Annotated in this window: 17 protein-coding genes; 10 read left to right on the top strand and 7 right to left on the bottom strand. The window is 57.8% G+C overall.

Annotated elements, in window-relative coordinates; genetic code table 11:
• The first annotated feature begins 114 nt into the window (after positions 1-114).
• The 4 genes from PSSD_RS11415 to PSSD_RS11400 are packed head-to-tail and all read left to right on the top strand — an operon-like array spanning position 115 to position 4,018.
• On the top strand, positions 115-936 hold the full coding sequence (locus tag PSSD_RS11415; protein ID WP_039329652.1) for an ABC transporter substrate-binding protein: 822 nt from the start codon (positions 115-117) through the stop codon (positions 934-936).
• A gap of 11 nt (positions 937-947) precedes the next feature.
• A complete protein-coding gene (locus tag PSSD_RS11410; protein WP_058972321.1) occupies positions 948-1,793 on the top strand; it encodes a polysaccharide deacetylase family protein in 846 nt (281 codons plus the stop codon).
• Positions 1,786-2,673 (top strand): polysaccharide deacetylase family protein, encoded by an 888-nt coding sequence (locus tag PSSD_RS11405; protein WP_058972320.1) that lies wholly within the window; start codon positions 1,786-1,788, stop codon positions 2,671-2,673. The genes PSSD_RS11410 and PSSD_RS11405 overlap by 8 nt, the downstream gene beginning before the upstream one ends.
• A complete protein-coding gene (locus tag PSSD_RS11400) occupies positions 2,657-4,018 on the top strand; it encodes an MmgE/PrpD family protein (RefSeq protein ID WP_058972319.1) in 1,362 nt (453 codons plus the stop codon). The genes PSSD_RS11405 and PSSD_RS11400 overlap by 17 nt, the downstream gene beginning before the upstream one ends.
• Positions 4,019-4,155: 137 nt before the next feature.
• On the opposite strand, the gene PSSD_RS11395 is transcribed toward PSSD_RS11400, so the two are convergent.
• Positions 4,156-5,241 (bottom strand): iron-containing alcohol dehydrogenase family protein, encoded by a 1,086-nt coding sequence (locus PSSD_RS11395; RefSeq protein ID WP_058972318.1) that lies wholly within the window; start codon positions 5,239-5,241, stop codon positions 4,156-4,158.
• A complete protein-coding gene (gene speB, locus PSSD_RS11390; RefSeq protein WP_039329620.1) occupies positions 5,238-6,197 on the bottom strand; it encodes an agmatinase in 960 nt (319 codons plus the stop codon). Before speB ends, PSSD_RS11395 begins: the two co-directional genes overlap by 4 nt.
• A gap of 124 nt (positions 6,198-6,321) precedes the next feature.
• Between speB and PSSD_RS11385 the strand changes: the two genes are divergently transcribed.
• From PSSD_RS11385 to ybiB, 3 genes are read left to right on the top strand one after another with little or no spacing between them, the layout of a single operon-like run.
• Positions 6,322-7,218, top strand: coding sequence for a LysR family transcriptional regulator (locus tag PSSD_RS11385; protein WP_058972317.1), 897 nt, complete (start codon positions 6,322-6,324; stop codon positions 7,216-7,218).
• 54 nt (positions 7,219-7,272) lie between these two features.
• Positions 7,273-9,411 (top strand): ATP-dependent DNA helicase DinG, encoded by a 2,139-nt coding sequence (dinG, locus tag PSSD_RS11380; RefSeq protein WP_058972316.1) that lies wholly within the window; start codon positions 7,273-7,275, stop codon positions 9,409-9,411.
• 53 nt (positions 9,412-9,464) lie between these two features.
• Positions 9,465-10,433, top strand: coding sequence for a DNA-binding protein YbiB (ybiB, locus tag PSSD_RS11375; protein WP_058972315.1), 969 nt, complete (start codon positions 9,465-9,467; stop codon positions 10,431-10,433).
• Positions 10,434-10,583: 150 nt separating this feature from the next.
• On the opposite strand, the gene PSSD_RS11370 is transcribed toward ybiB, so the two are convergent.
• The 3 genes from PSSD_RS11370 to hutH all read right to left on the bottom strand — a co-directional run bounded on the left by PSSD_RS11370 (position 10,584) and on the right by hutH (position 15,223).
• The gene (locus tag PSSD_RS11370; protein WP_058972314.1) at positions 10,584-11,741 is read right to left on the bottom strand and encodes a M20 aminoacylase family protein; all 1,158 of its coding nucleotides are present in this window, start codon (positions 11,739-11,741) and stop codon (positions 10,584-10,586) included.
• Positions 11,742-11,973: 232 nt separating this feature from the next.
• Positions 11,974-13,659 carry a urocanate hydratase gene (hutU, locus tag PSSD_RS11365; RefSeq protein WP_058972313.1) on the bottom strand — a complete coding sequence of 562 codons (1,686 nt, stop codon included), beginning with the start codon at positions 13,657-13,659 and terminating at the stop codon, positions 11,974-11,976.
• Positions 13,660-13,669: 10 nt separating this feature from the next.
• Positions 13,670-15,223 (bottom strand): histidine ammonia-lyase, encoded by a 1,554-nt coding sequence (gene hutH, locus PSSD_RS11360; RefSeq protein ID WP_058972312.1) that lies wholly within the window; start codon positions 15,221-15,223, stop codon positions 13,670-13,672.
• Between the two features lie 319 nt (positions 15,224-15,542).
• Here hutH and hutC point away from each other — a divergent pair, with 319 nt between their 5' ends.
• Positions 15,543-16,298 (top strand): histidine utilization transcriptional repressor HutC, encoded by a 756-nt coding sequence (gene hutC / locus PSSD_RS11355; protein ID WP_039329607.1) that lies wholly within the window; start codon positions 15,543-15,545, stop codon positions 16,296-16,298.
• Here the strand turns inward: hutC and PSSD_RS11350 are convergent.
• Together PSSD_RS11350 and PSSD_RS11345 are read right to left on the bottom strand one after the other, a co-directional pair.
• Positions 16,282-16,821 carry a HutD/Ves family protein gene (locus tag PSSD_RS11350; protein ID WP_058972311.1) on the bottom strand — a complete coding sequence of 180 codons (540 nt, stop codon included), beginning with the start codon at positions 16,819-16,821 and terminating at the stop codon, positions 16,282-16,284. The two genes, hutC and PSSD_RS11350, sit on opposite strands and share 17 nt — an antisense overlap.
• Positions 16,818-18,173, bottom strand: a complete 1,356-nt coding sequence (locus tag PSSD_RS11345) for a formimidoylglutamate deiminase (RefSeq protein ID WP_058972310.1) — start codon at positions 18,171-18,173, stop codon at positions 16,818-16,820. Before PSSD_RS11345 ends, PSSD_RS11350 begins: the two co-directional genes overlap by 4 nt.
• 85 nt (positions 18,174-18,258) lie before the next feature.
• On the opposite strand from PSSD_RS11345, the gene hutI reads away from it, so the two are divergent.
• Positions 18,259-19,476 (top strand): imidazolonepropionase, encoded by a 1,218-nt coding sequence (gene hutI / locus PSSD_RS11340; protein WP_058972309.1) that lies wholly within the window; start codon positions 18,259-18,261, stop codon positions 19,474-19,476.
• Complete coding sequence (gene hutG / locus PSSD_RS11335) at positions 19,473-20,264, top strand: N-formylglutamate deformylase (protein ID WP_058972308.1); 792 nt, start codon at positions 19,473-19,475, stop codon at positions 20,262-20,264. Before hutI ends, hutG begins: the two co-directional genes overlap by 4 nt.
• Positions 20,265-20,276 lie beyond the last annotated feature (12 nt).

Here is a 20,276-nt window from a genome sequence, read left to right as displayed (position 1 = left end):
AGGGACGAATTATCGAGCAGGGCGCACCAGAAGACATTCTGCTGAACCCGCAGAACCCACGGATGAAAAACTTTATAAACGCGATTCTTCTTTAATGTGACCGGGGTGAAAAACATGAAAAAGCTGTTATTGAGTGCCATCAGTGCTGCTGTGTTGCTGCAATCTTCTGCCTGGGCAGATATCGCTGTACCTGCGGCGATCAAAGAGAAAGGGTTAACGGTCGCGATTATGCCGAACTACCCGCCAATGGACTTTAAAGATCCGGCGACCAACCAGCTCACCGGTGTCGATTACGATCTCGGCCAGGCGATTGGTGAAAAGCTGGGCGTAAAGATCAACTGGCAAGAGATCGCTTTTGAGCAGATGGTCAACGCCGTGGTCACCAAACGCGTTGATCTGGTGATGTCAGGCATGACTGACACCAAAGAGCGCCAGAAAGTGGTTAACTTCATCGACTACTTCAAAACCGGCCCGCAGTTCTACACCTTGAGTTCTCATACTGAGATCAACAGCGCGATGGATCTGTGCGGTAAGAAAGTCGGCACCAGCCGTCGCACCACCTTCCCGCAAGAGATTGCCAACTGGTCGAAAGCACACTGTGAAGCCGCAGGTAAACCGGCGATCGTGGTGGTGGGCGCAGAAGGCACGGCAGATGCGCGTACTCAGCTGCGTCAGGGGCGTCTGGATGGCGCAGTGCAGGGCAGCGAAACCCTGCCGTACATCATGAATCTGGAAAAAGGCACCTTTAAGCCGCTGGATAAAGCCTTCTCCTTCCAATACACCGGCATGGCGATGGGCAAAGATGCCACCGAGCTGACCACAGCGATTCAGGCCGCGATTGACGCCATGATTGCCGATGGTTCGTACCAGAAGATCCTCAGCAAATGGGGCCTGAGCGATAACGGTATCGATAAAGCGATGGTTAATCAGGGCTAAGGAGTAAGCAGATGCAACAACCGGGCGCAGTGCGCTGGCCGCAGGGTAAACGCGGCTGTATGGCGCTGGCGTTTGACCTTGACGGTCCCACCGGCGATGCCATGTTGAATGGCAGCCTGTGGTCAACGCCAGAGTATTTTACCTTTGGGGCTTACGGGCCATACCGCGCGCTCGGGCGTCTGCTCGACCTGCTGCGCGCCTTCAATCTGCCCGCCACCTTCTTTGTGCCAGCATGGGTGGTGGAGCAGTGGCCGCAGCAGTGTCAGGCGATTATCGAACAGGGCCACGAAGTGGCCTATCACGGCTACCGCCATGAATCCTTCTGGGCTATCTCTCCGGAAGAGCAGCGGTTGGTGATGGCGAAATCTGCCGAGATTTTTAAACAGCATCTGGGTATTACCGCCTGTGGTTTTCGTACTCCCTCAGGTGACTGGCATGCGGAAACGCCACAAATTTTGCGTGAAGCGGGGGTGATCTACTCCAGCAGCATGCGCGGTGATGATCGTCCCTATGCGATGCCCGTCGCGGGCCATACGCCGTTGGTTGAGATCCCCGGCAAGTGGGAGATGGATGACTACGCCTCGCTGGCCTATACCCGTCAGCCTGATTTCCCGAAAGGTGGCGATCGCATCGCCAGCTATGCCCAAACGCGCGATAACTGGCAGCGTGAGTTCGACGGCGCGATGGACGAAGGCTTATGCCTGACCACGCTGTTCCATCCGAAAATCTCCGGTCAGCCGGGGCGTATCCTGCTGCTGGAACAACTGTTTGAACATATGACCGCCCGTGATGACGTGTGGTTTGCGCGCTGTGACGCGGTGGCGCAGTGGTATTTGCAGGAGCAACAGCATGACTGAATCTTCTCGCTGGCCGCTGGGCTTCCAGTCGGCTGCTGTTCTCACCATCGATTTCAACGATATCCACGGCATTCTCACGCAGGCACCGGCTGTTGCCGGGCGCGATAAAACCTTGTCAGTATGGCGCTATGGCACGCTGCGCGGTGTCGATCGCTTGCTGGCGCTGCTGGCGGAAAAGCAGCTGAAAGCCAGCTGGTGCCTGCCCGCGATTGTCGCCCAGGAGCAAGCGGAACTGCTGCAACGTATCGTGGCGGAAGACCATGAAATTGCCTGTAGCGGCGATCGTCATGAAGATTTCTCGCAGCTGACGTTAACGCAGCAGATCGACAGCGTGACGCGCGGCTGCGACAAACTGGCACAACTGACCGGCAAACCGATTTTAGGTTTTCGCACTCCAGCCGGGCAGTGGAAACCGGGGCTGGCAGAAGCGCTGGTGGCGCAGGGGATTCGCTGGTCATCCAGCTGGCGTGGCGACGATCTGCCGTACTTTCATCCCGGCACTCGCTTAGTCGAATTGCCGATGCACTATACGCTGGAAGACGAACCTTACTTTGCTTTCAACCTCAGCCCGGCGATTCCACCGGGGCAATCGCGTATTGCGCCCTATGCTGAGACGCTGGCGAATATGACGCAAGATTTCCACGGCTTCCACCGCTTTGGCCTGTGTTATCTGCTGCGCCTGCATCCGGAGATTATGGGTACCGCTGGACGCATCAGCTTGCTGCGTGAATTGATCGATACTCTACAGCAGCACAACGTGTGGATCGCCACGGCCGAGCAGGTGGCTGCACACTGGCAATCCCAGCCAGGGAACGATATCTCGCATCCTGCGGAAGTCTTCACTCGCATTACTGGAGGTGCCCATGGCTTCAACGCTTGAACAACTGGCCGCGTTTATCGCCACCACCGAGTTTGAGCAACTGCCATCCTCACTGGTTGAGCAAGCGAAGCGTCACCTGCTCGATACCTTTGGTGCGTCGCTGGCGGGCACGGACAGTGCCATCTGGCGTGACTGTCTGGCATTAGTCTCTGAAGAGGGCGGCAAGGCGCAGTCGGTGGTCTGGGGCAGTGATGCACAGTGTTCACCGCGTCAGGCGGCCTGGCTAAACGGCGTGGCGGCGCACATGTATGAGCTGGATGACACTGGCGGCTGCGATCACTCAGGTGCGGTGGTGTTGCCCGCCTTGCTGGCGGCACTGCCGCTCGCTACACATCCGGTGGAAGGCCGGGCGCTGATCGTTGCGATGGTGATTGGCTATGATGTGGGACGTCGGGTGTTGGAAGCCTGTGGGGGTTACTCTGCGCACAATGGCGCGGGCTGGCACTCAACGGCCAGCTGCGGAGTGTTTGGTGCGGCCGCCGCCGTGTGCAGCCTGTTGCAGCTGGATCGTCAGCAGTGCGCCTCTGCGCTGGGTATTGCCGCCAGTTTTAGCGGCGGTCTGTGGGGCTTTATCCACGACGGTTCACACACCAAAAAATTGCATGCTGCGCGTGCGGCAGAAGGCGGCGTACAGGCTGTGTTGCTGGCACAGCGTGGCATCAATGGGCCATCAGCGGTATTTGAGGCGAAATGGGGCGGATTTTTACAAACCCTGGCGCCAGAAACCCAGCAGCCCGCCGCGTTAACTGCCGATCTCGGCAGTGTGTGGAAACTCGCACGCTGTTCAATCAAGCCTTATGCCTCCTGTCGCGGCACCCATGCGGCGATTGATGCGTTAGGCATCTTGCTGTCTCAGCATCAGGTGCGTGTCGAGCATATCGAACGCATTGTGGTGGGGCTTAATCCGTTCCTGCTCGATATGTGTGGCGGACGTGAGCTGGAAAGCCTGGCCAGTGCGCAGATGAGCTTGCCGTATGCACTGGCGGCACGTGCGCTGTATGGTTCCGCCGAACTGGGGAGTTACGATGATGCGAAGCGCCTGCACCCTCAGGTGGCCGAATTCATGACACGTATCGTGCTGGAGATTGATGAACAGCAGGGGCGCGATGATGAACCCTGGGTGCGCATTGAAACCCAGCACGGGGAGCAGTGGCAGCATCATGTTGCTGTTGCCTCTGGCGCACCGGCCAATCCGCTGAGTCTTGAAGCGTTGCTGGCGAAATACCGTAGCTTAGCGGGGCGTGTGTTGCCGCTGGAGCAGGTTGAGCAGTTGGAGATCCTTTGTCTGGATCTGGACGACGTGGCGGATGTGCGGGAAATGGTGGCGTTATTGGCTGCGGGTTGATCAGTTTCCCTCACCCCAGCCCTCTCCCGCAAGCGGGCGAGGGAGTTGTTCGAGCTATGTGGTTGAATTTCTGTGCCCTCACCCTAACCCTCTCCCTGTGGGAGAGGGTTAGGGTGAGGGCACCCGAGCGCACCATGTTAAACCCGCGCAGCTAACCCTTCAATTCGCTGCATCGCTGCCAGCAGGCGCGCTTCGGTTACCGCTTGCGCCATATTCTCCATATCCGGCGCATGCACCGATTCACGCACGATCAACGCCAGTTCAGCGTCATCCAGCTGTGCGATCTCGCGCAACGTCAGCGGCACACCGCAGTCACGTGCCAGGCGCATCTCATCCAGCACCTCTTCGTCACTGCGATCTTCCAGCGCCAGCAGGCACAGGTTGCCGAAACCCACCAGCAGGCCATGACCAAATTCACGGGTTTTATCGCAGAAGGTGAACCCTTCGTAAATCGCATGGGATGCAGCAGCGTGGGCTCCGTTGCTCATCAGCGAGGTCAATCCTGCCCAGGTAAAGATGGCGTCCAGTACCTGATCCAGAGATGCACTGCTTTCACCGCGCAGTACGGCGGCATAGGCAGCCGGACCGTGCTCGGCGATAACGTCATAGCAAATCTGGCTGTGTGCCAGTGAAGAGAGCGCATTGCCTTCACGCGCCGGATGACGCGCACTAACGGCACGGAACTCGTACCACTTTGCCAGCGTGTCGCCCAACCCCGCGGCCAGCCAGCGTGGCGGCGCTTTTGCCAGCAGTTCGCTATCAATGATCACCGCCGCTGGCGCCTGTGGCAGCGGGAAGATATCGAAGAAATTGCCGTTATCATCATAGCGAATGCTTAATGGCGTTACCGCCGAACAGGTGGCGGCGATGGTTGGCACGGTAATAAAGGGCAAGCCAAGCTGCGCGCCGACCGCTTTCACCGTATCCAGCGATTTACCGCCGCCGACGCCGATGATTATATCCGCTTGCAGTTCCGTGGCGATGGCTGCCAGGCGATTGATCTGATTAATCGAGGTTTCGCCGCCAAACCATTCCTGCGCCAGCAGCGTGACATTCGCTGCCAGCAGTTGCGCGCGCACCTGCGCTTCCACCGCTTGCAATGCCTGATGGCCGCCAATCAGCAGGGCGCGTTGACCCAGCCCGGCGCAAATCTCGCCCAGCTGATTGATTACACCCGCGCCGCGCAAGACGCGCGCTGGAAACACCAAATTCTGTTGTGTCATGACTTTTTCTCTGTGTAACGGACGCCGGGCAATACGCACAGCATCTCATAAAGGATATTGGCCGCCAGCTGCGAGGTCATGCCGCTGAGATCGTACGGCGGTGACACTTCGACGAGATCGCCGCCCACCAGGTTGAGTCCACGGCAGCCGCGCACAATCTCGAGGCCTTGCATGGAGGTCAATCCACCCACTTCTGGCGTGCCGGTGCCAGGTGCCCAGGCGGGATCGAAGCTGTCGATGTCATAGCTGAGGTACACCGGGCCATCTCCGATGCGTGCCCGCACCTCGGCCATCAGGGGTGCCATGGATCGATACCAGCACTGTTCGGCGGGCACCAGATGGAAGCCCTGATCGACGCCCCACTGGAAATCATCGGCAGCGTAGCCCTGTGCACGCTGACCAATCTGCACCACGCGCTGGCAGTCGAGCAGACCTTCCTCCACCGCACGACGGAAAGTGGTGCCGTGGGCAATCTTCTCGCCAAACATCTCATCGTTGGTGTCGGTATGGGCATCAACGTGGATCAACCCCATCGGGCCATGCTTTTTCGCCAGCGCCCGCAGAATCGGTAAGGTCAGAGTGTGATCGCCACCGAGCGTCAGGGGAATAATTGGCCAGTTATTCAGTTCGGTATAATAGTTTTCGATGATATCGACCGACTTCAACAGGCTATAGGTGTTGATCGGCACGTCACCGAGGTCACCGACGCGCAGTGAATCAAACGGGGCTGCCCCGGTGGCCATGTTATAAGGACGAATCATCACCGAATCGGCGCGAATGGCGCGCGGCCCGTATCGCGTGCCGCTGCGTTGCGAGGTCCCGATATCCAGCGGAATCCCGACAAAGGCGACATCCAGGTTGGCAGGGGATTCGACAGCGGGCAGACGCATCATGGTGCCGCGTCCAGCAAAGCGTGGCATCTCGTTGCCGCCCTGCGGCTGAGGAAAATCGGTCATCTTGGGCTCCTTCGGCTAAGTGAACCTCATCATGGCGTGTGGCGCGTACAGGAAAAATACTTGACAGCAGATAATCACTTCAGAGATTACTTAACTTTAGCCAGTAATCTCTGAAGGAAAATCGGTGCAGACGCTTCCCAACCTTAAACTGCTGCAGGTGTTTGCCAGTGTGGTAGAAAATCAGGGCTATTCCCGAGCGCAACAGGCGCTCAATATGACCACGCCCGCCATCAGTGCCTATATGAGTGAGCTGGAGACGCAGCTGGGTTTTATTCTGTGCCAGCGCGGGCGCGGCGGATTCACGTTAACCACCAAGGGCGAGCAATTTTACCGCTACAGCCAGGAGATGCTGGCGACGCTGGCGGGTTGGCAGGAGCAGGTCGAAACCCTGAAAAGTGAACAGGGCGGAACCTTCTCCCTTGGCGTGGTCGATGCGACGGTGACGGACTGTATGCTGGATCTGCCAGCCGCAATTGCCCGTTTTAATCAGCGTTTTCCAGCGGTCTTTTTCAACCTCAGTGTGCGCGATCCCAATGAACTGCAACAGCAGCTCTTGGAAGATCGGCTCGATTTAGCCATTGGTCACTTTCCGCTGCGTGCCAGCAATCTGGTGACCATTCCACTGTATGAAGAGCAGCACTGGCTCTATTGCAGCCCTGAGCATCCTCTGGCGCAGGGCGAGACGGATATGCGCACCGTGCAGCAAACGGGCATGGTGACGCGGCGTTACTGGAATCAGCAAGAACTCAACAAACGCGGTTTTCGTCAGAGCAATGCCTCGGTTGAGAGTATTGAAGCGCAGTTGACGCTGATTCTTTCCGGGCGTTTTATCGGTTACCTGCCCGAACACTATGCCAGCAGCTGGCAACTGCAGGGCAAATTGTGCCGCTTGCTGCCAGAACACTTCCATTTCCGCGCGCCGTTTTCGTTCGCCTTCCGCCGTGGACGCTCACGCGAAACCCTGATCCGCGCGATGCGTGAAATTCTGAATCCCGCGCGAAAAAATAGCAGTGAAAGCTGACGCTGCGGCGATACTGTGTAAAAATACAGGCCAATTCAGCAAAAAGTATTCAACATGGCCCTGACAGCAGCGATAAAAAGCCAAATTGCGCAATGGTACAAGGCGCTGCAGCAGCAGGTTCCTGACTTTATCCCGCGCGCGCCGCAGCGCCAGATGATCGCCGAAGTGGCGAAAAGTCTGGCCGGTGACGAAGGCCGCCATCTGGCGATCGAAGCCCCCACCGGCGTGGGTAAAACCTTGTCGTATCTGATCCCCGGTATTGCGGTGAGCCGCGCCGAGGAGAAGCGTTTAGTGATCAGCACTGCCAACGTGGCGCTGCAGGATCAAATTTTCAGCAAGGATCTGCCACTGCTGAAAAAAATCATTCCCGACCTCACCTTTACCGCCGCTTTTGGTCGCGGTCGTTATGTCTGTCCGCGCAATCTGGCGGCGCTGGCCGCGACCGAAGATCAGCAAGGCGATCTGCTGCTCTATCTGGATGAAGAGGCAGTGACCGGTTCCAAAGAGGAGCAGAAGTTCTGCGCCCGGCTGGAGAAAGATCTCAGCCGTTACAAATGGGATGGCTTGCGCGATCACTCCGATGTCTCGATTGAAGACAGCCTGTGGCAGCGCCTTTCAACCGATAAAGCCAATTGCCTTGGACATCACTGCCGCTGGTATCGTGAATGCCCATTTTTTGTCGCGCGTCGAGAGATTGAGCAGGCAGATGTGGTGGTCGCCAACCATGCGTTAGTGATGGCGGCGATGGAGAATGAGTCGGTGCTGCCCCCGGCAAAACATCTGATGCTGGTGCTGGACGAAGGGCATCATCTGCCGGAAGTGGCGCGTGATGCGCTGGAGATGAGTGCTGAAATCACGCCGGGCTGGAGCAGTTTGCAGCTCGATCTGTTTGTGCGCCTGGTGGAAACCATCATGGCGCAGTTCCGCCCCAAATCACCGCCACCGCTCACCAATCCAGAGCGGTTGAAAGGCCATTGCGATGAGATGCGCGAGTTACTGCAAGTGCTGTGCGCGGCACTTAATCCTTTGTTGCCGTCAAATAACCAAGCGGGTGAATTCCGTTTTGTGCTGGGTGAACTGCCTGAAGAACTGATGACGATGTGCGCGCGGCTGTTTAAGTTAAGCGATGCCTTGCGCGGGCTGAGTGAAGGTTTGCTCAATGAGCTGGGCGATCAAACCGGCAGTGCAGACATTATGCGCCTGCATAAAGCCATTATTCAGCTCAATCGCCATTTTGGTTGGTTTGAATCGATCAGCAAACTGTGGCGACTGGCCGCCATGGAAAAAGCCTCCAATGCACCAGTGTCGAAGTGGATTACACGTGAAATCCGTGATGGCCAGGCGCATCTCCTGTTCCACTGCGCGGGCATCCGCGTCAGCGATCAGCTGGAGAAACTACTGTGGCGCAAGATCCCGCACGTGGTGGTAACCTCGGCGACCCTGCGCTCGCTCAACAGCTTTAACCGCTTGCAGGAGATGTCGGGCCTGAGTGAAAAGGCGGGCGATCGTTTTGTCGCGCTGGATTCCCCCTTCAATCACATTGACCAGGGCAAGCTGGTGATTCCGCAAATGCAGTATGAACCCTTGATGGCGACGGAAGCGGAACATATCGCGGAGATGGCGCGCTTCTTCCTGCAGCAAATGGCGGAAGAGAAGCACAAAGGGGTATTGGTGCTGTTTGCCAGCGGCCGTGCCATGCAGCAATTTGTCAGCCACCTCACCTCATTGCGTTTGTCGATGCTGGTGCAGGGGGATCAACCTCGTTCGCGGCTGGTGGAGTTACATCGTCAGCGGGTGGAGGCGGGGCAAACCAGTATTCTGGTTGGGCTGCAATCCTTTGCGGAAGGTCTCGATTTGAAAGGCGATCTGCTTTCGCAGGTGCATATCCACAAAATTGCTTTTCCCCCGGTGGACAGTCCGGTAATTTTGACCGAAGGGGAGTGGTTGAAGAGCCTCAAGCGCTACCCGTTCGAGGTGCAGAGTTTGCCGAGTGCCTCATTTACCTTGATTCAGCAGGTGGGGCGTTTGATTCGCAGCCACAACTGCTTTGGCGAGATCGTGATTTACGATCGACGCCTGCTGAGCAAAGGCTACGGTAGCCGACTGCTGGCTGCCTTGCCGGTGTTTCCGATTGAACAACCGGCCGTGCCGGAAGCAGAGAAGAAGCCAGCGAAACGCCGTAAGAAAATCTGAACATTAATGTTGGCAGCCGGGTATCGGCGCGCCCTGGAAGCGGGAATGCCTTGATGGAACTGAACAAAATTATCAAAGAGATTGGGCGCGGTAAGAACCATGCGCGCGATATCGATTTCGACACGGCGGTGGCGCTGTATAGCGCCATGCTGGCCGGCGAAGTGCCTGAACTGGAGTTAGGCGGTGTGCTGATCGCGCTGCGCATCAAAGGAGAAGGTGAAGAGGAGATGCGCGGTTTCTACCACGCCATGCAGCAGCAGATGATGCAGCTGCAACCTCCGGCCCATCGCCCGATGCCCATTGTCATCCCCAGCTACAATGGCGCCCGTCGTCAGGGCAATTTGACGCCGCTGCTGGCATTGCTGCTCAACAAGCTCGGTTTCCCGGTGTTACTGCACGGTGTCAGTGATGATCCTACCCGCATCACCACCGAAGCGGTGCTGGCCGCGCTGGATATTGCCCCGGTCATTAACGCGCAGCAGGCGCAGGCCAAACTCGATAGCGGTGAACTGGCCTTTATCACTATTGATCATCTCTGTGCGCCGATGGCGAAACAGCTTTCACTGCGCTGGCGCATGGGCGTACGCAACAGTGCCCATACGTTGGCGAAGCTGGCGACGCCGTTCGCTGAACGCGCAGCGCTGCGTTTGTCGAGTGTTTCACACCCGGAATATGTGCCGCGTGTGGGCAAGTTCTTCCAGGATATTGATGCGCCCGCCATTTTGCTTAACGGCACCGAAGGCGAGGTGTACGCTAATCCGCAGCGCTGTCCGGCGATCAGTTACATCGCGGGCGCGGGCGCAGAGGCCGAAGTGTGGATTGAGCGCCAGCCGGAAATCAGCGTCGCACTGCCGGAAAGCAAAAATGCGCAGGATACGGCTGAGTGGATTAAACAGGTGTTGGCCGGTGAGCGCGCGGTGCCACAGGCGCTGCGTTTACAGCTGGCATGCTGTTTAGTGGCGACAGGCGAAGCTGCCAATTTGAATGAAGCAGAAACGCGATTGCAGCAGGCTGGGATTTAGCGTCAGCAAGGTCGCCATTAATCACGTAATGCTCGTCAGTTAAGCGCCTTTCGGTCACTATAAATGGGGCGACCCTACAATGCATTGGCGCGTTTTACGTAGGGTGCGTATTCATGCGCACCAGGATGAACAGATCAAATTGTCACTCAATCAATCTTTTACCAATACGCTTTCCACCAACTGCTGCCAGAAGGTGATACCAATTGGCAGCAACTCGTCATTAAAATCGTAATGGGCATTATGCAACGGGGCAGAAGGCGTTGCGCCATCGGCACCTAACCAGAAATAAGCGCCGGGGCAATGTTCCAGCATACAGGCGAAATCTTCCGATGCCATGGAAGGGTTAACCTGCCAGTGCACCTGCGATTCCCCCAACACGCGGTTAGCGACATCGCGCACTTGCTCAGCGGGTACGGCATGGTTGGCCGTGACGGGATAACCAGGATACCAGTGAATCTCACCGCTGACGCCAAACGGGTGTGGCAGCGTGGTGACGAAATCTTCAATCAGACCGCGCACGCGATCGCGCACGTCGGTCTGCAAACATCGTACCGTGCCTCGCAAGACAATCTGCTCTGGAATGACATTGATCGCTTCACCGCCGTGGATTTGCGTCACGCTCACTACTGCTGAAGCCAACGGTGACAGACGACGAGACGGAATGGTTTGTAACGCCATAATCAGTTCTGCCGCCACCACCATCGGGTCGGCTCCGCTTTCCGGCATGGCCGCATGGCAGCTTTTGCCATTGAGCGTGATTTCAAACGAATCGAGCGAGGCCATCATTGCCCCTGGATTTACCGCCAGCGAACCCACCGGTAAACCAGGCCAGTTATGCATTGCATAGACTGCATCCATGGGGAAGCGGGTAAACAAGCCTTCTTCCACCATTTTGCGTGCACCGCCAAGGTTCTCTTCAGCGGGCTGGAACAGGAAATGCACCGTGCCTTTGAAGTTACGTGTCGTGGCCAGCTGGCAGGCGGCCGCCAGCAGAATCGCGGTATGACCATCGTGGCCGCAGGCATGCATCACGCCGGGACGGTTGGATTTCCACGCGGGTGCACCTTTCTCGGTGATCGGTAGCGCATCCATGTCGGCACGCAGGCCAATAACCGGCCCCGGGCCATTTTCCAGCGTGCCGATAACACCGGTTCCTGCCAGCCCACGAAACACCTGTAACCCTGCTTCTGCAAGCACCTTTGCCACCAACTCACTGGTGTGTTGCTCCTGGTAACCCAGTTCAGGATGTTGGTGTAACTGACGACGCCAGTTAAGGGCGTTTTCCAGCAGGACGGCAGGCAGGCTCATAAAGTTAGGCTCTCCATCAGCAGCTTGTGCTGCGATTTCTCTGACACGAGGTGATGTGTTCACTGTAGTGGTAAGCGCAGGGTGGCGTCTATCGCGGAACGGAATAATTTGGCTATAGGTTATAGCGGAATGAAATATGCGATGAGTCGCAGAGTGATTAACCGTCGCGATGCGATAAATCGCGCCGCGACGGTTATCAAGGTAGGGTGCGCATTGCTGCGCACCGGTAAAGCTATTTCTGCATTGGCAGATTCAAATCATGTTTTTTCGCACAGCTTTGCGCCAGCTCGTAACCGGCATCCGCATGGCGCATCACGCCCGTTGCCGGATCGTTCCAAAGCACACGGCTCAGGCGCGCATCGGCTTCGGCGGTGCCGTCGCAGACAATCACCACGCCAGAGTGCTGCGAGAAGCCCATTCCTACGCCACCGCCGTGGTGCAGGCTCACCCAGGTGGCGCCGCCGGCGGTGTTCAGCAGGGCATTGAGCAGCGGCCAGTCGGACACGGCATCGGAGCCGTCTTTCATCGCTTCGGTTTCACGATTAGGTGAGGCCACCGAACCGCAATCCAGATGGTCACGACCGATCACGATAGGCGCTTTCAGCTCGCCATTACGCACCATTTCGTTGAACGCCAGTGCGGCTTTATGGCGCTCGCCGAGGCCCAGCCAGCAAATGCGCGCGGGTAAGCCCTGGAAAGCGATGCGCTCCTGCGCCATGTCGAGCCAGCGGTGCAGGTTCTTATGATCCGGGAACAGCTCTTTCAGCTTGGCATCGGTTTTGTAGATATCTTCCGGGTCACCTGACAACGCCACCCAACGGAACGGGCCTTTGCCTTCGCAGAACAGCGGACGAATATAGGCCGGGACAAAGCCTGGGAAATCGAAGGCGTTTTTCACACCCTCATCCAGCGCCACCTGACGGATGTTATTGCCATAATCCACGGTGGGCACGCCCATGTGGTGGAAATCCAGCATCGCCTGCACGTGCACGGCCATCGACGCGCGTGCCGCTTGTTCCACCGCTTTCGGGTTGCTGACGCGCTCGGCCTGCCAGCGCTCAATATCCCAACCGATCGGCATATAACCGTTGATCGGATCGTGTGCAGAGGTCTGGTCCGTCACGATATCGGGTTTCATGCCACCCGCTTTAGCGCGTTTGACCAGTTCCGGTACGATCTCGGCGGCATTACCTAACAGGCCGACGGAGATCGCCTGTTTGGCTTTGGTGGCTTTTTCAATCAGATCCAGCGCTTCGTCCAGCGTGTAGGCTTTGTGGTCCACGTAGCGGGTACGCAGACGGAAATCGATGCGTGATTCCTGGCACTCAATCGCCAGCACGCTGGCACCGGCCAGCACGCCTGCCAGCGGTTGTGCGCCGCCCATGCCACCCAAACCGGCAGTGAGGATCCAGCGGCCACGCAGATCGCTGTCGTAGTGCTGACGACCGGCTTCGGCGAAGGTTTCAAAGGTGCCCTGCACGATGCCCTGCGCACCGATGTAGATCCATGAACCTGCGGTCATCTGGCCATACATCATCAACCCGGCTTTATCCAACTCGTGGAAATGATCCCAGGTGGCCCAGTATGGCACCAGGTTGGAGTTCGCCAGCAGCACACGCGGCGCATCCGCATGGGTGCGGAACACGCCGACTGGTTTGCCGGACTGGATCAATAACGTTTCTTCCGGCTGCAGGGCACGCAGTGAACGCAAAATCTGCTCGAAGCACTCCCAGTTACGGGCTGCTTTACCGATACCGCCGTACACCACCAGATCTTCCGGGCGTTCTGCCACATCAGGATCGAGGTTGTTCTGGATCATGCGGTAAGCCGCTTCAATCAACCAGTTTGCACAATGCAGTTCATTACCGCGCGGCGCACGGATTTCACGGGCTACAGCCTGAGACAAAGTTTCGCTCATCATCGGTTCCTTAATGGGTAGTAGAACGCTGGCTTGGCAGCAGCGCAGTAAGGGATTCAGGCCAGGCATGGCTGCTGGCCCACAAGCGCATGGATTCGATATCCGGCGCCATTAAACGGTCGTGATCGAGGAAGGCCACGTTTTCACGAATTCGGCTCATCTCCTGCTCTAGCGCAGCAGAGCTTTGCAGCGGACGGTGGAAATCAATGCCCTGTGCTGCTGCCATCGCTTCAATCCCCACCACGGCGGCGGTGTTGAAGCACATATCGCCGAGGCGGCGAGCGGCATAGGTCGCCATTGAAACGTGATCTTCCTGGTTAGCAGAGGTCGGCAGGCTGTCGACGCTGCCGGGATGCGCCAGGGATTTGTTTTCCGAGGCCAGTGCGGCCGCCGTCACCTGTGCAATCATAAAGCCGGAGTTGACACCGCCATCACGCACCAGGAATGGTGGCAAGCCCGAAAGGCCGGTATCCAGCAGCAGTGCCATCCGACGCTCGGAGATGGCACCGATTTCGGCAATCGCCAGCGCAATAATATCGGCGGCGAAAGCCACTGGCTCGGCGTGGAAGTTACCGCCAGAAATGACATCGCCGCTGTCACTGAACACCAACGGGTTATCCGATGCGGCGTTAGCTTCAATCTGTAATACGCGTGCTGCGTGGCTGAGGTTATCCAGGCAGGCTCCCATCACTTGAGGGACGCAGCGAATAGAGTAGGGGTCTTGTACGCGTCCACAATTGGTATGCGAGCTAAGGATTTCGCTGCCTTCCAGCAGGGTGGAGACCGCAGCGGCCACGGCGATTTGCCCTGATTGACCGCGAGCCTGATGGATGCGTGCATCATAAGGTTTCACCGAGCCTTTGATGGCTTCCAGCGAGAGTGCGCCCGCCATCAATCCTGCGGCGAACAGGTTCTCTGCTTCGAACAGACCGCGCAGTGCCAGGGCATTGGAAACCTGGGTGCCGTTAAGCAGTGCCAGACCCTCTTTCGGTCCCAGCACAATCGGCTGCAGGCCGACACGCGCCAGACCTTCTGTCGCAGGGATCAGTTTGCCCTCTACACGCACCTGGCCTTCACCCAGCAGCATCAGTGACAAGTGGGCCAGCGGGGCTAAATCACCCGATGCGCCGACCGATCCTTTCTCTGGGATGCAAGGCATAACGCCCGCATTGAACAGCGCCAGTAACGCCTCGATCAGTTCGATGCGCACGCCGGAATGGCCGCGCGCCAGACTGATGATTTTGGTGGCAACCACCAGACGCGCCACGTTATCCGGCAGTAATTCGCCCAGGCCGACACTGTGGGATAACACCAGATTACGTTGCAGTTCGGCCAGACGCTCAGAGGGGATCTGCGTCTGCGCCAGTTTGCCAAAGCCGGTATTAATGCCATATACCACTTTGCCCGATGCGACGATGGCATCAACGGTTTCGTTGGCGCGATAGATGGCCGCACGTGCCTCATCGGCTATCGTGAGCGTCACCTTGCTTTGATAAATGGTTCGCAAGGTGGCGAGGTCCACTTCACCGGGAACGAGGCGAATTTCCTGAACCGAACCTGACATAGTCTACTCCTGTCTATACAAGTGATCTGGCACTGTCCGGTCGCTTTGCTACCGCGATAAAATCGCCCGGACGACCATGGAATGCTGTGAGTGAAGCATAAGTGTCTAATCTTGTCTATACAAGTAGCAAGCGCTATGCCAGATTGATCTGATTCTGTGAAATGCGCCGCAATGCGCATTCGCTGGCTAAGCCGGTAACGCATTGCACTGAAAAGGGGATAGGGCTGCACTGTTGGCGTGCTGTCTGCACAATTAGATGTATATACATTTACGCGCTGAGACAGTAAACTTTGGGCATTATTCGGAAAAGGAACAGGATATGGCGGAGCAAACGGCAATAGCACAGCTGGCCGCAGCGATGGGCGATGAGCCAGCACCGATTTATCAACGCGTGAAACAGGCGATCGTCAGCCAGATCCGTGAAGGCCACTGGAAAGCCAACCAGCGCGTGCCATCCGAAAGCGAACTGGTCAATGAGCTGGGCGTCAGCCGTATGACCATCAACCGGGCACTGCGTGAACTGACCAGTGAAGGGTTTCTGGTGCGTATGCAGGGCGTGGGCACCTTCGTCGCTGAGATGAAGGGCTACACCGCGATGCTGGAAGTGCACAATATCGCGGATGAAATTGCTCAGCGCGGCCATCGTCACAGCTGCAAAATTTTATCCATTGGTCAGATGAAGGCCGATCCTGAACAGGCGGCGGTGCTGGGCTTATCGACCGGGCAAACGCTCTACCATTCGCTGATCGTCCATTATGAAAACGAGCTGCCGGTTCAGCTGGAAGATCGTCTGGTTAACCCACTGGTGGCACCGGATTACCTTAGCCAGGATTACCATCAACTCACGCCTTACACCTATCTGATGCGTGTCGCGCCGTTGACCGCCGGTGAGCATATTGTGGAAGCGGTGCTGCCGGACCTGCGCCAGCGTAAGCATCTGGCGCTGGATGAACATGAACCTTGCTTGTTGATTCGTCGTCAAACCTGGAGCGACAATAAAATCGTGACTTACGCGCGCCTGCTCTATCCAGGCTCGCGTTATAAGTTACTCGGTCGTTTCAGAGGACACGGTTAAGCGCCACAAACAGCAGGCTGGCTTCCGCCGAGAGCGGAGCCAGCGTCGTCTCTTCATCCAGCCACCACATGCCCTGATCCAACGTCAGTCTCTCCCCGTCTGCGGTTTGCCACTCTCCGTTCAACACCCAGGCGACGCCATGCGTGCTGGTAACAGGGTGCTGAACCACCTCAACCTGAGAAAGCCAACTGTCGCGGCGCGTCATGATGTTGAAATCCTGACAGCTTCCGCTGATCTGCGCCTCAATCGCCCATTCACCAGGAAATGCCCATGGCTGATGCGGTAGCAAACGCTGCTGCACCTGCTCGCTGCGCAGCAGCACACTGTCACCGTGCAGCAGCGTGATCACCCGGTCAACACCGGGGAAAGGGGAGAAGGGGCCATCGGCGTCAATGGTGGCGATGCTGGCGCGCCAGCCAAATTGTGCGTCACCTGGCGGGAAGCTCACGATTTCACGGGTTTCTCCCCCGCCATTGCGCCAGCGGCTCACCGGCAGCTGGCCATAATCAAAATGCGTTCTCATTGCAGTGCACTCATGGCTAAAGCGAAGCGTGCCGCCGCGGCGTCTTCGGCGGGATGATGGCCTTCGCTGATCACCTGGTTTCCGGCGACAAACACATCGCGAATCTGACGCTGCGTGCCACCAAACAACCAGCGGTTGAGCAGGGAGGCGGAGTTGACGCTGCCGAGGAATGCTTCGTTATCCAGTACCAGCCAGTCGGCGCGTTTGCCCACCGCCAGTTCACCGGTGGCTATAGCGCATGCCTGGGCACCGCCTTGCGCCGCCTGTTGCCAGAGCAGATCGCCCACCGAAGGTTGATGCGGCAGGGTGATGCGATTGCGGCGACGGTCGCGCAGACGCTGACCATACTCCAGCCAGCGCAGCTCTTCTAACGCGCTGAGCGAGACATGGCTGTCGGAGCCAATGCCCCAACGCCCGCCGCGTGCGATGTATTCCACCGCGGGGAAAATACCGTCACCGAGGTTGGCTTCGGTTGTGGGGCATAATCCGGCGATGGCACCGCTGGCCGCCATGCGCTGAATCTCACTGTCATCAAGGTGCGTGGCATGGATCAGGCACCAACGTTTATCCACCTCAAAGCGATTGTAGAGCCAGGCAACGGGGCGCTCACCGCTCCAGGCCAGGCTGTCATTGACCTCTTTTTCCTGCTCTGCGACGTGAATATGCACCGGCACCTCTGCGTGGCTGGCGGCGAGCACATCACGCATTTGTGCTTCACTCACCGCGCGCAGCGAGTGGAAACAGATGCCATGATTAAGTAATGGTTTGCGCGCGCTCCACTGGGCTACGCGCTGCTGCTGTTGCAGATAGGCGTCAGTCTGCTGGATAAAGCGACGTTGTCCCTCACTGGCTGGCTGAGCACCAAAGCCGCTGTAACTGTAGAGCACCGGCAGCAGCGTCTGACCGATTCCGGCGGTATCGGCTGCAGCGATCAGTTGCTGAAGCATCGCATCATCGGCATAAGGTTTCCCGTACGGATCGTGATGCAAATAGTGGAACTCCGCCACCTGGCTGTAGCCGCCTTTCAGCATATCGATATACAGGTGCGTGGCGATATCACCCACCTGTTCGGGTGACAGGCGTTGCACCATGCGATACATAAGATCGCGCCAGGTCCAGAAACTGTCCTGGGGGGCGCCCGCCACTTCTGCCAGCCCAGCCATAGCGCGCTGGAAAGCGTGTGAATGCAGGTTAGCGATAGCCGGGATCACCGGGCCCGCCAGGCGCGTTGCACTGCCGCAGGCGCTGTTGGGCGTGAGTTCGGTAATCTGCCCGGAGGCATCGGTGGTGATGATAACGTCTTCATGCCAGCCGTCGGCCAGCAGCGCGCGTGGGGCAAAAAACACGGCCATGGTTGATCCTTTAGGGCGGATAGTTGTATATACATATACATACTTTAATGCGCAGTGTAAATCGTCAGACGTGAAGGGGAGTGGGATGGCAGAAACGAAGCAGATCGACAGCCTGTGGCTGGGGGCCGATATCGTGACGATGCGAGATGGTCACTATAACCTGATTGCCGACGGCGCCGTGGCAGTGGATAACGGTGAACTGATTTGGGTGGGGCCGCGCAGCGCGTTACCGGATTTTACGCCACGTGAGCAGCATGAGTTTGATGGCGGCATCGTCACGCCTGGGCTGGTGGATTGCCATACCCATTTGGTGTTTGGCGGCGATCGCAGCCAGGAGTTTGAACAGCGTCTGAATGGCGTCAGCTATGCCGAGATCGCCGCGCAGGGTGGCGGTATCCTCTCGACGGTGCGTGCTACACGCGCAGCCACGCAGGCGGAACTGGTGGCGTCAGCGCGCTGGCGGCTCGATCGTTTGCTGGCTGAAGGGGTCACCACCGTTGAGATTAAATCCGGTTATGGCCTCGATGAAACCAGTGAATTGACGATGCTGCGCGCCATTCGCGAGCTGGCAGAAACGGTGCCTGCTGACGTGCTCGCTACCTGCCTGGCGGCCCACGGTTTTCCGCCGGAGTTTAAACAGAATCCGCAGGGCTGGATCGATATCATCTGCAATACCCTGCTGCCGCAGGTCAAGGCCGAGGGGCTGGCGGATGCGGTCGATGCCTTCTGCGAACATCTGGCGTTTTCCCCTGAACAGGTCCGCGCGGTGTTTGATGCCGCTAAAGCGCTGGATCTGCCGGTGAAACTGCACGCCGAGCAGCTCTCTGAGCTTGGCGGTGCCACGCTTGCGGCGCAGTACGGTGCGCTGTCAGCCGATCATCTTGAGTATGCTACCGAAGACGATGCTAAAGCGATGGCGCAGTATGGCACGGTGGCGGTATTGCTGCCGGGCGCTTTTTATCTGCTGCGTGAAACGCAACGCCCGCCGGTGGAACTGTTCCGCAAACATGGCGTGCCGATGGCGCTGGCCAGCGATGCTAACCCCGGCACCTCTCCCGCGCTTTCACTGCGTTTGATGTTGAACATGGGCTGCACATTGTTTGGCCTGACCCCGGAGGAAGCGTTGGCAGGTGTGACCTTATGGGGAGCAAAGGCGCTGGGATTACAACACACGCACGGCTCGCTGGAGCCGGGCAAGGTGGCGAATTTTGTGCACTGGCCGCTGGCTCGTCCAGCTGAACTGGTTTACTGGCTGGGCGGCGAACTGCCGTGTCAGGTTATTTATCGTGGAGAAGCGCAATGACCCCTTTTCATTTCACAGCAGGTAAGCTGCCGCTGCTGGTCAGTATTCCACATGCGGGCACTCAATTAACCCCGGAAGTGGACGCTGGCTTGAGCGAGGCGGCACGCGGTCTACCGGATACCGACTGGCATATTCCGTTGCTGTATGATTTTGTGCGCGATCTGGGTGCCAGCGTGCTGATTGGCCACTACTCGCGCTTTGTTATCGATCTTAATCGCCCAGCGGATAACCAGCCGCTTTACACCACTGCCACCACCGGGCTTTATCCTGAGACCTTGTTTGACGGAACCCTGACCTTTGCCGAGGGTAAAACCCCGAGTGCCAGTGCACGTCAGGGCTATCTTGATAACATCTGGCAGCCTTATCACCAGCAGATTCAGCAAGAGCTGGCGCGGCTGAAAGCCGAACATGGTTATGCGCTGTTGTTCGATGCCCACTCCATCGCCTCAGTGATCCCGCGTCTGTTTGACGGCCAACTGCCTGACATCAACATCGGAACCAACGAGGGCGCGAGTTGCTCCACGGCGGTGATTGAAGCGATTCAGAACGTCTGCGCCGCGCAAAGCGATTACAGCTGGGTGGTGAATGGCCGCTTTAAAGGTGGCTATATCACTCGTGTCTATGGTCAGCCGAAGCAGGGCGTGCAAGCGGTGCAGTTGGAGCTGGCGCAGCTAAATTATATGGACGAGACGCCACCTTTCGCCTGGCAACAGGCGCGCGCTGCGCAGTTGCAGAAGGTGTTGAAACCGTTGATAAAGGCATTTCTTGAGGCCGGAAAACCGGTTTGAGTGATGGCGGTC

Source organism: Type-D symbiont of Plautia stali (assembly GCF_001485335.1).
GTDB lineage: Bacteria > Pseudomonadota > Gammaproteobacteria > Enterobacterales > Enterobacteriaceae > Pantoea > Pantoea vagans_C.
This window is presented reverse-complemented; position numbering and strand designations above follow the sequence as displayed.

Bases quoted from the DNA above. Each gene is read 5' to 3' on its own strand.
- hutI (WP_058972309.1), top strand. From the start codon at position 18,259: ATGGCAGAAACGAAGCAGATCGACAGCCTGTGGCTGGGGGCCGATATC.
- PSSD_RS11345 (WP_058972310.1), bottom strand. From the start codon at position 18,173: ATGGCCGTGTTTTTTGCCCCACGCGCGCTGCTGGCCGACGGCTGGCAT.
- speB (WP_039329620.1), bottom strand. From the start codon at position 6,197: ATGACCGATTTTCCTCAGCCGCAGGGCGGCAACGAGATGCCACGCTTT.
- PSSD_RS11370 (WP_058972314.1), bottom strand. From the start codon at position 11,741: ATGAGCCTGCCTGCCGTCCTGCTGGAAAACGCCCTTAACTGGCGTCGT.
- PSSD_RS11410 (WP_058972321.1), top strand. From the start codon at position 948: ATGCAACAACCGGGCGCAGTGCGCTGGCCGCAGGGTAAACGCGGCTGT.
- ybiB (WP_058972315.1), top strand. From the start codon at position 9,465: ATGGAACTGAACAAAATTATCAAAGAGATTGGGCGCGGTAAGAACCAT.
- PSSD_RS11350 (WP_058972311.1), bottom strand. From the start codon at position 16,821: ATGAGAACGCATTTTGATTATGGCCAGCTGCCGGTGAGCCGCTGGCGC.
- PSSD_RS11395 (WP_058972318.1), bottom strand. From the start codon at position 5,241: ATGACACAACAGAATTTGGTGTTTCCAGCGCGCGTCTTGCGCGGCGCG.
- hutG (WP_058972308.1), top strand. From the start codon at position 19,473: ATGACCCCTTTTCATTTCACAGCAGGTAAGCTGCCGCTGCTGGTCAGT.
- hutU (WP_058972313.1), bottom strand. From the start codon at position 13,659: ATGAGCGAAACTTTGTCTCAGGCTGTAGCCCGTGAAATCCGTGCGCCG.
- PSSD_RS11415 (WP_039329652.1), top strand. From the start codon at position 115: ATGAAAAAGCTGTTATTGAGTGCCATCAGTGCTGCTGTGTTGCTGCAA.
- dinG (WP_058972316.1), top strand. From the start codon at position 7,273: ATGGCCCTGACAGCAGCGATAAAAAGCCAAATTGCGCAATGGTACAAG.
- PSSD_RS11400 (WP_058972319.1), top strand. From the start codon at position 2,657: ATGGCTTCAACGCTTGAACAACTGGCCGCGTTTATCGCCACCACCGAG.
- hutH (WP_058972312.1), bottom strand. From the start codon at position 15,223: ATGTCAGGTTCGGTTCAGGAAATTCGCCTCGTTCCCGGTGAAGTGGAC.
- hutC (WP_039329607.1), top strand. From the start codon at position 15,543: ATGGCGGAGCAAACGGCAATAGCACAGCTGGCCGCAGCGATGGGCGAT.
- PSSD_RS11405 (WP_058972320.1), top strand. From the start codon at position 1,786: ATGACTGAATCTTCTCGCTGGCCGCTGGGCTTCCAGTCGGCTGCTGTT.